Source organism: Cognaticolwellia aestuarii (assembly GCF_002000025.1).
In the GTDB taxonomy this organism is placed as follows: domain Bacteria; phylum Pseudomonadota; class Gammaproteobacteria; order Enterobacterales; family Alteromonadaceae; genus Cognaticolwellia; species Cognaticolwellia aestuarii.
Map to the genome: position 1 here is coordinate 478,000 of NZ_MUZV01000001.1, position 13,692 is coordinate 491,691.

At 39.7% G+C, this 13,692-nt stretch carries 10 protein-coding genes; 5 read left to right on the plus strand and 5 right to left on the minus strand.

Features of this window, described 5'->3' with window-relative positions; genetic code table 11:
* Nucleotides 1–55: 55 nt before the first annotated feature.
* A complete protein-coding gene (locus B0169_RS02175; RefSeq protein ID WP_077284231.1) occupies nt 56–1,798 on the plus strand; it encodes a DUF885 domain-containing protein in 1,743 nt (580 codons plus the stop codon).
* A 117-nt stretch (nt 1,799–1,915) separates the two neighbouring features.
* Here the strand turns inward: B0169_RS02175 and B0169_RS02180 are convergent, their stop codons facing one another.
* The 4 genes from B0169_RS02180 to radC all read right to left on the minus strand — a co-directional run bounded on the left by B0169_RS02180 (nt 1,916) and on the right by radC (nt 5,777).
* Nucleotides 1,916–3,754: a metallophosphoesterase family protein gene (locus tag B0169_RS02180; protein WP_235838437.1), complete on the minus strand. Its 1,839-nt coding sequence runs from the start codon at nt 3,752–3,754 to the stop codon at nt 1,916–1,918.
* A 316-nt stretch (nt 3,755–4,070) separates the two neighbouring features.
* Nucleotides 4,071–4,226 carry a 50S ribosomal protein L33 gene (gene rpmG / locus B0169_RS02185; protein WP_070375415.1) on the minus strand — a complete coding sequence of 52 codons (156 nt, stop codon included), beginning with the start codon at nt 4,224–4,226 and terminating at the stop codon, nt 4,071–4,073.
* A gap of 9 nt (nt 4,227–4,235) precedes the next feature.
* Nucleotides 4,236–4,472, minus strand: coding sequence for a 50S ribosomal protein L28 (rpmB, locus tag B0169_RS02190; RefSeq protein WP_077284236.1), 237 nt, complete (start codon nt 4,470–4,472; stop codon nt 4,236–4,238).
* Between the two features lie 627 nt (nt 4,473–5,099).
* Nucleotides 5,100–5,777, minus strand: coding sequence for a RadC family protein (gene radC / locus B0169_RS02195; RefSeq protein ID WP_235838438.1), 678 nt, complete (start codon nt 5,775–5,777; stop codon nt 5,100–5,102).
* Nucleotides 5,778–5,861: 84 nt separating this feature from the next.
* On the opposite strand from radC, the gene coaBC reads away from it, so the two are divergent.
* The 4 genes from coaBC (at nt 5,862) to B0169_RS02215 (ending at nt 10,168) form a co-directional block, all read left to right on the plus strand.
* Nucleotides 5,862–7,097, plus strand: coding sequence for a bifunctional phosphopantothenoylcysteine decarboxylase/phosphopantothenate--cysteine ligase CoaBC (gene coaBC / locus B0169_RS02200; RefSeq protein ID WP_077284240.1), 1,236 nt, complete (start codon nt 5,862–5,864; stop codon nt 7,095–7,097).
* A 124-nt stretch (nt 7,098–7,221) separates the two neighbouring features.
* Nucleotides 7,222–7,806 (plus strand): nucleoid occlusion factor SlmA, encoded by a 585-nt coding sequence (slmA, locus tag B0169_RS02205; protein ID WP_077284242.1) that lies wholly within the window; start codon nt 7,222–7,224, stop codon nt 7,804–7,806.
* Between the two features lie 66 nt (nt 7,807–7,872).
* On the plus strand, nt 7,873–9,345 hold the full coding sequence (locus tag B0169_RS02210) for an aminoacyl-histidine dipeptidase (protein ID WP_077284244.1): 1,473 nt from the start codon (nt 7,873–7,875) through the stop codon (nt 9,343–9,345).
* Nucleotides 9,346–9,508: 163 nt separating this feature from the next.
* Nucleotides 9,509–10,168, plus strand: coding sequence for a response regulator (locus B0169_RS02215; RefSeq protein WP_077284246.1), 660 nt, complete (start codon nt 9,509–9,511; stop codon nt 10,166–10,168).
* A 19-nt stretch (nt 10,169–10,187) separates the two neighbouring features.
* Here B0169_RS02215 and B0169_RS02220 read toward each other — a convergent pair whose 3' ends face one another.
* Nucleotides 10,188–13,631 carry a hybrid sensor histidine kinase/response regulator gene (locus tag B0169_RS02220; protein ID WP_077284248.1) on the minus strand — a complete coding sequence of 1,148 codons (3,444 nt, stop codon included), beginning with the start codon at nt 13,629–13,631 and terminating at the stop codon, nt 10,188–10,190.
* Nucleotides 13,632–13,692 lie beyond the last annotated feature (61 nt).

Here is a 13,692-nt window from a genome sequence, read left to right on the forward strand (position 1 = left end):
GTACTTAGCTTTACACTAATCGCAATAATAAAAAGCACTTAGCATAAGGCTACCTATGAAACTGAAACAATTCACTATCAGCGCATTAATGCTCTGCAGCTTATTAACAACAATTAATGCAACTGCCGAACCCGCCAGTAAACAATTGAATCAACTCCTTAATGAGCATTGGAAAACAGCCAATAAAGAACAAATATTCTTTCGTAAAGACCCCGATGCTTTTCGTATGAATGGAAAGTTGCCCGAAATGTCACAAAAAGGCCGAGAGCGTAGAGCAAAATACAATAGTGAATTGTTAACGCGTATTGCCACTATTGATGTTAATGAACTATCGCCGGCTGAACAAGTAACCTATCGCCTATTTAAATATGAGCGTCAAGCCGAAGCAAAAAGCTACCAATTTCAAGATCATTTATATCCGTTAACTTACTATGCTGGCTTTCATAGTTATTTTGCTGGCGCACCAGCAAATATGTCTTTTTTAACCGAAGAAGATTATAGTAATTACTTACTCAGTCTTGCTGATTATCCACGTTACAATCAAGAACATATTATCGATCTCAAGCAAGCGATTACTTTAGGCCACACCCACTATTGTGAAAGCTTTAAAGGTTATGAAAAATCGATCAGCAAGCACCTAGTTGAACATGTTGAAGACAGCGTTTTTTACGCGCCAATGTTAACAATGCCAAAAGCCATTTCAGCGGCGCAACAAACAAAATATCGTCAGCAAGTTAAAACCTTAATTACTGATAGCGTATTACCCCAATACCAAGCTTTTTATGACTTTTTCACCCAAGAATATATGGCTAACTGTCGAACAACCGCGGGCATCAGTAGCGTTAAAGGTGGCGATGACTATTATCAATACTTAATCGAATATTACACGACAACCCAATTATCAGCAGACGAAATTCACCAAATCGGGTTAGACGAAGTGGGCCGTATTCGCCAAGAAATGCAGCAAATTATCAACGCAGCTGGCTTTAAAGGCGAGTTTAAAGACTTTATTCAATTTTTGCGTACCGACAAGCAGTTTTATACCGATAGTGCAATGGATATGTTAGAGAAGGCCAGCTATATCACTCGTAAAATGGCTGCTCAGCTGCCCAAATGGTTTTCAGTATTGCCACGTTCTACCTTTGATATTAAGTCAAGCCCGAACGGCGGTGCTTATTATGTTGCCTCTGATGGCAGTGGTACAACACCCGGCACTTATTTTTTAGAAACCCAAAACTTAAGCAGCCAGCCGCTATATACCTTAGAAGCACTGACTTTTCATGAAGCCGAACCTGGTCACCATCTACAAAGTGCCATCGCTCAAGAAGTTGAAATGGCTGAGTTTCGTAAAACCCTCTACCATTCAGCTTATGGTGAAGGCTGGGGACTATATTCAGAACGTTTAGCTAAAGAGATGGGCTTTTACCAAAACCCCTACAGTGATTTTGGTCGTTTAACTTACGAAGCTTGGCGAGCCTGTCGGTTAGTGGTTGATACTGGTATTCACGCTAAAGGCTGGACTCGACAACAGGCGATTGATTATTTAGCCGAGAATACGGCACTTAGTATGGCTGACGTTATTGGTCAAATTGATCGCTATATTACTTGGCCAGCACAAGCATTGTCATACAAAATTGGCGAAATAAAAATTCGTCAACTGCGTGCTAAAGCTGAACAAGCCTTAGGTAGTAAGTTCGATATTAGAGCGTTTCATGATCAAATGCTGAAAAATGGTAGCCTGCCAATGGCTTTACTTGAAGAGTTAACAATGGATTGGATAAAACAGCAAAAAATATAATGTCCAAAGCATCGATAGTCATCAAACCGGAGAAAATGCCTACCGTACTTTCTCCTTGTTTAATGGCTAAAACCTCCTTGAAATATCATGTTGAGCTTTAAGAGATAAGTTGCATTACTACTCTCTTGTGTTCAGGGGATGAAACAATACTCGTTTATTATTTGCCGTTAGCAGTTCCGCTTTTACCACTTGTTCATCATGCGTTAGAGTGATCAAGCCAATACCACTTTGGTTGACTAAAGTATTTCGTTGCGCCTGATCTGGCTTACGCACTTGTATTTTCATACGGCGGCGTTTAGTAAACCAATTCAATGGTGAACGACTACCATATAAATAACGATTCAAGCGCTCTAACCATTTCAGTAAGCCACTAGGAAATTGATTTTTGATACCACTAGCCGTGATCTGAAAAATTCGCGAGCTATTGCGTCTAAACCTATGGGTAACTTCGTAAAAAAAGGAATAATGTACGTCACCAGATAAAATAATAAAATCTGGTGGTGTTTTATGATGGCGAAAAATATTGAGCATGACATTAGCGGTACCAGAATGTGCCATCCAGTTCTCAGCATCAACCACTAAAGGCAAGCCGATAAAGGTGAAAATTCGTTGAATGGCTTCAATCATTTTGACACCATAAATAGGCGCAGGTGAAACTAATATTACCTCTGGCTCATTAATCAACTCTTGCTGTAACTCAGACAATGCCTCCCAATCCATTAAACCTGAGGGCTTGTTAGCATTACTTTCAGAGCGCCAACGTTGAGTTCTCGTATCTAGGACAATAACTTTAGGGCTAGTTGCTAAGCTATAGTGCCACTGATCCCAAGCCAACAGGACATCAATCAATTGCTCTTGCTGCAAATAACCATTATCAGTGAAGTAATTGTTAGCCTCTTGATTTAATTCAATAAATTTATCGGGGGCATTACCCCAACCTTGACATAACCAATAACCGATTAAGGCATTGCCAATAATCTGCTTAGAAAACGGGTGCTGGTACGCGGCTTCTTCCCAACCTCGGGTTAAATTCCAATCATCGGTAATATCATGGTCATCAAAAATCATATAGCTTGGGATATGCGCTAATGCTCGCCCAACAGCTGATAAGCCCGCCGAAAATTGTTCAATAGTTTTGCTTTCAATACCATATTTTTCGGCAAAGGGCTCTGCCACGCGATGTGAGGTTAAGTCCACCAAACGCCACATCATTGGTGACCACGTTAATAAATACATTGCAAAGACTTCTGCTAAGGTGACTAAATGATTTTTAGCATTAACCGAAGTAAATATCGGCTTTTTACTGGCAGAGAATATTTTTTCATAAACCGCTTTATTGACATCATTTTTCGGCAGTAGTTGATCTCGTTGATAGTAACAAAAAGGGCTAGCAAACAGCTCATCACTTGAGCTAACAACCGTACCTTGCCAAGTTTCATCATATAGCCCTAATAGCTCAATAACCTGATGAATAGCCACCAACATAGGGCCAGCAACATCGTCAGCATAAATTTGGTCACCTGACATCATTAACATCGCAGGCCGTAATTGCCCATCATTAATTGAATTTGCAATCACGTTATCCACTTGAACTAAACCATCTGCGCTATCGAAATGCGGCTTTCGACAAGAGCCATGTAGTATCTGCTGAAGGTCAGATTTAATCATAAAATTAGGATATTTCTGCCCAGCATACAGCAATTCAGGCATTAACTCAGTCAACAATTGCTGCTGCTCACCAGTACCAAAAATAAAGTTATAAGAGAGTAAAGTATTAAGTGGTAAAGCGTCTTGAAAGTTTATTGAGATTAAGTTTATAAAAGCTTGTTCACCAATACGTACTTGCTGGTTTTGTCGACAATCTAACGCCATATCAGCTAATAACGTCCGTTCATCTTCAGCATATAATTGAAACTGCAGCTGATAAGCTTGCCTAGTCACTAACCAAAAGGTCAATTGATGTTGGCTAACGTGCCTAACAATAGGTCCGGCTATAATGCTTGGAATAGATTGACAAGTACTGATAATAACTCCGAAATAAACGTATATTGGCTTTAATAACCCCTTAAAAACTGGCTAAAAGCGCTTTATTCTTTGCTCTCAGTGTATATCAGATAAAAATGTCATGGCAACTTTCACCAAAAAGAGAAAAGTAAGCAAATATAAATTTACCTGTGGTATTACCGTATAAAGGTAAGGAAGGGCTACGTTATTTTCTTTAGGCAATAAAAAACCCAGTATAAAACTGGGCTTTTAAATAAGAGGCTATCAATTACTTGATTTTAGCTTCTTTATACATAACATGCTGACGGATACGAGGATCAAACTTTTTGATCTCCATTTTTTCAGGCATAGTTTTTTTGTTTTTGTCTGTAGTGTAAAAATGGCCAGTGCCAGCACTAGAAACTAAACGAATTTTATCACGCATTGTAATTCCTTAAACTTTTTCGCCACGAGCACGGATGTCAGTTAATACTGCATCAATACCTTTTTTATCGATAATACGCATTCCTTTCGGAGTTAAACGTAATTTAACGAAACTATTTTCGCTCTCAACCCAAAAACGGTGAGTTTGAAGGTTTGGTAAAAAGCGACGACGAGTCGCGTTTCTTGCGTGCGAACGGTTGTTACCAACCATTGGCTTTTTGCCTGTTACTTGGCAGACTTTAGACATATTGAGTACTCCAAAATTAATTTCAGGTCATGCTGTATTTCCCCAAGACCGTCGCCTCGGGATCCTGAAAAAGGTGGCATATTATAGTGAAAGTGAAAAACGAATACCAGCATTAATCAAAAATTAAGGAAGGAGTTTTTATTTCACATATTTTTCAATAGGTTAAACTCAAAAAACTAACTAAAACTGGTGATTATATGCTGTATTATTATCCGAGTAGAGCAATAATCCATCATTAGCTGGCTATTTTAGCAACCGAACATTTCATTGATTTGTCTTTTTCGCTACTCAAGCGCACTAGCAATGCAAAATACTGGTGATATCGAAAATAGTAAAATAACGCTTATTTCAGTCGCTAAAGCACTTTTTACTTATTATTACCTGCGCTCTGGATATGTGAAGAAATGAGTATAGTGCAATGCTTATAATCACTTTAGTCACTTTTTTATAACATTTACCGCATAGCTTATTGTCAATATGATAAGTTTTACCTGCATCAATGCTGATTTCCCCACAACCTTAGCATTGATAGTTTAGCTTACCTCGAACTTCGGTCATTATTGGCTTTAAACACTAGCATGCTCTCATTAAACATAGTTAGCTCTTAAGGTTAAAAACAACCACACCTTATAAGTGAATACGACCATGTTCTGCATACGAGTAACAATAGCAACCTGCCACAATAATATGGTCAAGCACTTTAACATCAATTAACGCCAACGCTTGCTCTAAGCGCGTAGTAATTTGATTATCAGCGATACTGGGTTCTGCTATGCCCGATGGATGATTATGTGCCAGAATAACCGCTCCAGCTTGATATTTTATTGCAAACTCCACCACAATACGTGGATACACCGCAGCGGCATTAATAGTGCCGTGAAACAAACGTTCAAACTTAATGACTTGGTGTTGAGTATTTAAAAATAACACCGCGAAAACTTCTCGAGTTTCATGGCGTAATTCCGCTTTCAAAAAATTTTGTGTCATTGCTGAAGATGTTAAGGCCTGCCCCGTGTTCATTTGCTCAGCCAAATAACGTTTCGACATTTCCAAACAGGCTTGCAGCTGAACATACTTTGCTACACCTAAGCCATGATGTTGACAAAAGCTTGTTAAATCAGCTTGATATATTTGAGATATGCTACCAAAGCTTTTTAACAATTTTCTCGATAGATCAACAACATGACAGCCCTTAACACCAGTTCGTAGAAATATAGCTAATAATTCAGCATCACTTAAACTTTGTGCACCCTGCTGTAATAACTTCTCACGTGGTTTTTCATCGGTAGGCCAGTCTTTTAACATAAGTGCATCCTTGCAAAGTGGTTTTAAAAAAAGTGTGAATAATGCTATCTTATCGCCCATTGTTGTTATTAAGATTAGCAGTTTATGCAGATTCTTCAGGGTAAAAAAATTCTATTAGGTATTAGTGGTGGTATTGCCGCTTATAAAACGCCAGAGCTAGTGCGCCGACTTAAAGATCAGGGTGCCGATGTGCGTGTTGTTATGACCGAAGGTGCAAAAGCATTTATAACGCCACTCACCTTACAAGCCGTTTCTGCTAATGCGGTATCTGATAGCTTATTAGATACACAAGCTGAATTAGCTATGGGCCATATTGAACTGGCCAAATGGGCTGATTTTATTCTAATTGCCCCCGCGACAGCCGATCTAATTGCTAAAATTGCTGCCGGCATGGCCAATGACTTATTAACCACACTTTGCTTAGCGACAGCTGCACCCGTTGCCATTGCCCCAGCAATGAACCAGCAGATGTGGCATAACCTAGCAACGCAAAAAAACATCGAAACATTAATCGCACGCCATTATGCTATTTTTGGCCCTGGCGCTGGCGAACAAGCTTGTGGAGATATTGGTTTAGGACGCATGTTAGACGTACCGGAATTAGTCGAGCTAACGCGTCAATACATTACCAACAATTTTGAGATGGCTGCTAGCAAGCAGCAGCCTTTAGCTGGCCAAAAATGGTTAATTACCGCAGGGCCAACACGTGAAGCCATTGATCCAGTACGTTATATCTCAAATCACAGCTCTGGAAAAATGGGCTTTGCTATCGCCAGAGCAGCACAAAATCTAGGGGCTGATGTGACGATAATTTCTGGCCCGGTTAATTTAACCACACCAGAAAATTGTCATAAAATATCGGTTACAAGTGCGATTGAAATGCATCAACAAGCTTTAGAACACGCCGCTACATCAGATGTTTTTGTTGCTTGCGCTGCTGTGGCTGATTATCGCCTCGACAATATCGCCAATGAGAAAATTAAAAAGTCTCACGACACCATGCAACTCAATCTTATAAAAAATCCAGATATTGTTGCAGATGTGGCTGCGATGACAAATAAACCTTTTACCGTTGGCTTTGCTGCTGAAACGCAAGATGTTGAGCATTATGCTCGAGATAAATTAGCCCGTAAAAAACTCGACATGATCGCCGCAAATAATGTTGCGGCTGAAGGTCAGGGCTTTAATAGTGATGACAATGCTTTAACCGTATTCACTGCCAATGATGAAAAAGCGCTGCCCTTGATGAACAAAAATGAATTGGCCAAGAAACTGGTGCAACATATTCATCATACGCTGAAAAATACACTCAAAAAATAAGTGAGTAGCCGTTAAGTTCTTTATTGAATATCAACTAAATAACGCTATACAATCATGCTAATTATTCAGTAGCTCTACTATTAAGTGCTACTGAAAATATAACAAAAACAAGAGAATCAGTTTTATGTCGGCGACTCAAAAACCTAATCGTAAACAACAAATTTTAGAATGCCTTGCTCATATGCTACAAACCAGCGCAGGGCAACGGATCACAACAGCTAAACTTGCTGTAGAAGTTGGCGTATCTGAAGCAGCACTTTACCGTCACTTTCCATCAAAAGCACGTATGTTCGAGGGCTTAATAGAGTTTATTGAAGAGTCGATTTTTTCTCGTGTCAATTTGATATTATCCGACCATAAAGAAGCCCTGATTCGATGCCACCATATTTTGCATGTTTTACTCATCTTTGCTGAACGTAACCCTGGTATGTGCCGTATTTTAGCGGGTGATGCCTTAATGGGCGAAAACGAACGTTTACGAGCACGGGTTAATCAATTTTTTGAGAAGCTAGAATCACAATTTAAACAAGTGTTACGCGAACGCAAGCTCAGAGAAGGTAAAGGTTTTACTATCTCAGAGCCAGCTTTAGCCAATATTTTAATGGCTTTCGCAGAAGGTAAAATTAATCAGTATGTCCGTTCTGATTTTACCAAAAAACCCAGTAATGACTTTAATGAACAATGGCAATTTTTAATGGCTGATAAGTAACGGTCTAACGCCATTTTCGACAATACGCCAATCTGTATTGGCCAATGAAACCTCTAAGGAAGCATCGTGAGCAAGTTAGCACAACTAAAACCTAATAAACTGTGGCAAATTTTCGAGCAAATCTGTAGCATTCCACATCCATCGAAACATGAACAAAAAATATCACTTTGGATACAATCTTGGGCTAGCGAATTAGGTCTAAGTGTTAAAGAAGATGCAGTTGGCAACTTAATTATCAAGAAGCCTGCTACTGCGGGTATGGAAAATAAAAAAGGCGTTATTTTACAAGCCCATATGGATATGGTTCCACAAAAAAATGCCGACACTCAGCATGACTTTCTTGTTGATGCGATTAAACCCTATATTATCACTGAAGCTGACGGTGATTGGGTTACCGCTGAAGGCACAACTTTAGGTGCTGATAATGGCATAGGTTTATCTTCAGCATTAGCGGTTTTAGCTAGTGACAACGTGCCTCATGGGCCATTAGAAGTATTAGTCACTATTGATGAAGAAGCCGGCATGACTGGCGCTTTTGGTCTTGAAGCAGGTTGGTTAGACGGTGAATTACTGATCAATACCGATTCAGAGCAGGAAGGCGAAGTTTATATGGGCTGTGCTGGTGGCATCGATGGTGAAGCTACCTTCGCGATTACCAATGAAGATGCTCCTGCTGATGTTGAGTCTTTTAACTTATCTATTTCAGGCTTAAAAGGCGGTCATTCTGGTGTTGATATACATACCGGCCGTGCTAATGCCAACAAACTATTAGTTAGATTTCTCCTGGCTGCAAGTAACGAGTTTGAGTTGCGTTTAACTGAATTAAATGGCGGAAGTTTACGCAATGCCATACCACGTGAAGCTGATGCGAGTTTTGTTATTAATAAAGCCCAAGTAGCAGCCTTTAAAACTAAATTGGCAGAATATTTAACCACACTACGTCAGTCTTTAGGTGCAATTGAGACTGATATTGACATGTTGTTAATTTCACCTGAAACCTTTGATGAGTGCTGGACACTCGACACACAAAATACCATTTTACGTGCGTTAAGCGCATGCCCTAACGGCGTATTGCGTATGAGTGATGATATTGAAGGCATTGTTGAAACCTCATTAAATTTAGGTGTTATGCGCAGCAAAGGAAACAAATTTGTTGCTATGACGTTAATTCGCAGTTTACATGATGATGGCCGCTTAGATGCACAAACCATGGTGCAATCGGTATTTGAATTGGCAGGCGCTGCAATTAAGTTTTCAGGGGCTTACCCTGGCTGGAAGCCAGATACAAGCTCAGCATTAATGCAAACTGTGCGAGATACCTATCAGTCGCTTTTTGATAAAGTGCCAGAAATTATGGTTATTCATGCCGGTCTTGAATGTGGATTATTCAAAACAGCCTACCCACACTGGGACATGGTATCATTTGGCCCAACCATCAAGTTCCCACATTCACCTGATGAGAAAGTACAAATAGCCACGGTTGAACAATATTGGCAGCTTTTAATCGCTGTGTTAGCAAATATTCCTGAAAAGGCATAGTTGCACTTATCGCGCGTTATTTTTATAACGCGCTACTTCTTCTTTCTGCTGCAATAAACTATGCTTAAGACAATCAGCAGCACATATTGTCGACACTCATCTAATTATTAAATTAGATTTAACCACCTAAGCTAAACTTGGGGTTTTTATAGGAAAAAATGACATGATTCAGCCAGAAAAAATTATAATAGCTGACGATCACCCATTATTTAGACAGGCGTTATTGGCCACACTAAAATTAAAACTCACACAAACACAGTGGTTAGAAGCACAAACGATTGCAGAATTAGAACAACAACTCAGCGATAACAGTGACAGTGATTTAGTTTTATTAGATTTACATATACCCGGCGCACATGGCTTTAATACCTTGATTCATGTTCGAAATCACTTCCCACAAATTCCCGTTGTTATTGTTTCGGCTCACGAAGATCATGAAGTTATACATAAAGCAATGGGCTATGGCGCGTCAGGCTTTATACCTAAATCGACACCTGTTGAAGATATTTACAATGCTATTCAACACGTATTGTTAGGTAATATTTGGACCCCTGCGGCTTACAATGAGTCAGCACCGACGCAAGATAATAATGATATCGCCGAGCGTGTTGCAAGCCTGACACAACAGCAATATCGCATTCTAATGATGTTTGCTCAAGGTATGCTTAATAAACAAATTGCTTATGATCTCAATGTTTCTGAGGCAACGATTAAAGCTCATGCCACAGCAATATTTCGTAAACTTGATGTTCGCAACCGCACACAAGCCGTGATTGCTATTTCACAACTTGATATTGCTGATGTGCAACTACAAAGTAGTTAGCTGATGATTTGCTAAAGTATTATTGTAAATATTTTTCTTGCAGTTTTTTCGTTAGCATCGCACTCATCATTGCTCTAAGTGCTGCAGGTTTAACCAATTTACGCATAAAGCCTATATCTGCTGCTAAGGTTTTTTCTTCTAAATCGCTATCTGTGGTAGCGGTAATTAAGATCGCAGGCACATAGTTTCTACTCAGCTTTCTTAGCTCAGTAATGAGCCCAATTCCATTAAAGTCATAATCGAGTTGGTAATCAACCAGTAAAATTTCGATGTCACTTTTGTGGTCGTCATAAAGCGATATCGCTTGATCATATGAGTCAGCCGCTAAAACATTACAGCCCCATGCCGACAGTAACTCCACCATGCCGCTAAGCACGTCTGAGTCGTTATCAATACACATGACGGTAACATCGCTTAAACCAACATTAACAGCAGGTTTCGACACCGACATTTCTTGTTGGGCTTGCGCTCGGTCAACACCAACAGAAAATTTACAACCCATACCCACTTCCGATCGTAATGCTAAAGGATGAGCCAATAAATTAGCTAAACTTTGCGTAATATTGAGCCCCAAACCTAAACCGCCTGCTGAAGCACTTTGCTGATTATCTAACTGAGTAAATTGTTCAAAAACCATACTTTGTTTATCAAGCGGAATTCCCGGACCATTGTCCAAAACCTGAATATCAACCAATGACCCTTTTGCTCTTGCTCCTAATAACACTTTACCAGGGCTAGCATAACGAAAGGCATTACCAATTAAGTTCTGTAATATTCGACGCAATAAGCTCCGATCAGAGCGCAACCACAAAGAGTTACTATGCACACGAAATTCAACATTAAGCTCAAGCGCACTGGCAGAAAACTCTTTCGCCAGATCATCAAATAATGACTTAATCGAAAAAGTGGTGATATTCGGCCTGATATTACCACTTTCAATACGCGCTATTTCCGCCAAATCGGCAACCAAATCATTGGCTACTTTTAAAGAATGATCAATATTATCAACTTGTCGTTGTTGTGTAGCGGTCAAATTGCCTTGGCTAGCTAACGCCGAAGTAAACAAACGTGCGGCTTCTAATGGTTGCATAAGATCATGGCTACAGGCTTTCAAATATAAGCTTTTCTTCACATGTGCTTGTTCAGCTTTTTCCCGCGCTAATGCCAAGGCATCGTTGGTTTGCTCTAGCTTTCTTGTTCGCTCTAGTACACGAGTTTCCAAATCAACATTAGCTTCAATTAAGCCTCTTTCCGCCTGACGGTAAGCCGTAATATCGGAAAACAGCATCACAAAACCGCCACCAGGTAAGGGGTTGCCTTCAATGCGTATCACTCGACCATCACTATGCTCGCGTTCAGAGCTATGTGGACTGCCATTACGTAAATGCGCTAAACGCTTATTTACTTGCTGATCCACCTTACCGACACCACATAAGCCACGTTTAACGTTATAACGAATTAAATCACTAACAGGGCTCCCTTGGTAAACAAGCTCAGGTGGATAATCAAATAAATCGACATATTTTTTATTCCAAGCCACAAGGTTGAGATCGCTATCGACAATCGAAATGCCTTCACTGGCATTCTCGATCGCACTTTGCAATAAATCTTGGCTATACTGCTGGCGTTGGCTGGATGCTTCTTCAACTAATACAGCAATTTCATCTAATGCAATATCACGCCCTTCTAACGCTGAAGACAATACTAATCGAGCAGACGATGCCCCCATAACACTCGCTAAGGTGTTTTCAGTATGTTGTAATAATTTTTGGTTATAAGCGACATTACTCATTTTAGATTTAACCGTTAAACGCTGAAACTGCGTAAAACTGATACTTGATTTTTTTTCACCAACAAAACGTGAAACCAATAGCTCAAGCTCTTGAATATTTATTTGTTTATTTCGCTGCAACTGTAACGCTTTAGGAGCTTGATACTCCATAAACAAAGACGCCTGCATGCGCTCTTGTACACTCTGACGGCTAACATGGGATAGCAACCACATTGAAATAATATTCATTGATAAAGACAGCAAACTTGCCATTGAACTTGCTGGCAAAAAACCGCCTTCAAAAGGGTTAGGGTACAGCCCAAACTGTGGAATGAAGTTAAGAAACAACCAAGCACCAAAACCAATAAGAATACCGCCATAAACTGCTGTTAGCGTTGCTCTACGCCAATAAAAAGCAGCTATTAAGGCCGGGGTTAACTGGGCAAAAGCACCAAAAGCGATTTCACCTAAAGAGCTTAAAGTATCAGGTGACGCCATAAGAAATACGCCATAACCTAATAAAATCACAAATAATACCAACACCTTACGAATAGTTAACAACCGTAAACGAAAGTTATCGTAATCACTGTGACTTTGGCTATGCTTATTCGCACGGTATAACCAAGGAAAAACAATTTCGTTACTGAGCATGGTGCTTAAGGCAATAGAAGAAATGATCACCATAGAGCTCGCCGCCGATATAGCCCCTAAAAATGTTAAGAGTGTCAACCAAGGCTGTTGCTGATACCAAGGTAAAAATAAAACATAAGCATCTGATGGCACAGTTTCACCCAGCAATAAGTGCCCTGCTAAGCCTAAAGGCACGGCAAATATGGCAAACACTAATAAATACAGCGGAAAAATACGTCGGCTAAGCCAAGTGTCTCTTTCATCTTTGAGCTCGACCACCATTACTTGAAATTGCCGAGGTAGGGATAAAAAAGCTGCCATGGTGATCACTAACATGGCAAACATTGACATAACATTAGGAAAATTAAGCTGTTGATCTAGTTCAATATTAGCAGATGAACGCCGCCAAATTTCCATCGGAGAGTCAAATAAAACATAAGTAACAAAAATACCCACCGCAAGAAAAGCAAATAGTTTGACTAAAGACTCAAAAGCGATAGCTAACATAACGCCAGGGTGGCGTTCAGTAACGTCAATATTACGCACACCAAAGACAATGGTAAAACCGGCTAAAACTAGACTAACAACCAAACCAAAGTGCCAATTGGCGAGGCTTTGTTCTGCCTGTAGTTGTTGAAATGAATAGACAATAGCCTTTAATTGTAAGCCAACATAAGGCATGGTCCCTACTAATGCGACGATAGTAACTAAAATAGCAAGCTTATGTGATTTACCAAAACGGGCCGCAAGTAAATCAGCAATTGAGGTAAGGTTTAATTTTAAGCTGACACGGATAATGCGTTGAATAAAAGGCCAAGCAAACGTAAACAGTATGATTGGCCCTAGGTATATCGGCAGATGAGAAATAAAATTGCTTGATGCTTGCCCTGTGGTACCTAAAAAACTCCAAGAAGTACAATACACCCCCAAGGTTAACGCATAAATTATTGCCTGACTTTTTCTGACTAATTTATGACGATACTTATCTCCCATGTAGGCAATAAAAAACAATAAGCCTATATAAGCAAAACTTAAGCCTGCTAATTGCCAGTTTGGAAACATAAAATTTCTCTATTTTATTCTTATTGATTGGTTATGGTGATTTTCAACTCTACGATAGCAA

Excerpts from the sequence above, each read along its gene's own strand:
- B0169_RS02175 (WP_077284231.1), top strand. The coding sequence starts at position 56 with ATGAAACTGAAACAATTCACTATCAGCGCATTAATGCTCTGCAGCTTA.
- rpmG (WP_070375415.1), bottom strand. The coding sequence starts at position 4,226 with ATGCGTGATAAAATTCGTTTAGTTTCTAGTGCTGGCACTGGCCATTTT.
- rpmB (WP_077284236.1), bottom strand. The coding sequence starts at position 4,472 with ATGTCTAAAGTCTGCCAAGTAACAGGCAAAAAGCCAATGGTTGGTAAC.
- radC (WP_235838438.1), bottom strand. The coding sequence starts at position 5,777 with ATGTTAAAAGACTGGCCTACCGATGAAAAACCACGTGAGAAGTTATTA.
- coaBC (WP_077284240.1), top strand. The coding sequence starts at position 5,862 with ATGCAGATTCTTCAGGGTAAAAAAATTCTATTAGGTATTAGTGGTGGT.
- slmA (WP_077284242.1), top strand. The coding sequence starts at position 7,222 with ATGTCGGCGACTCAAAAACCTAATCGTAAACAACAAATTTTAGAATGC.
- B0169_RS02215 (WP_077284246.1), top strand. The coding sequence starts at position 9,509 with ATGATTCAGCCAGAAAAAATTATAATAGCTGACGATCACCCATTATTT.
- B0169_RS02220 (WP_077284248.1), bottom strand. The coding sequence starts at position 13,631 with ATGTTTCCAAACTGGCAATTAGCAGGCTTAAGTTTTGCTTATATAGGC.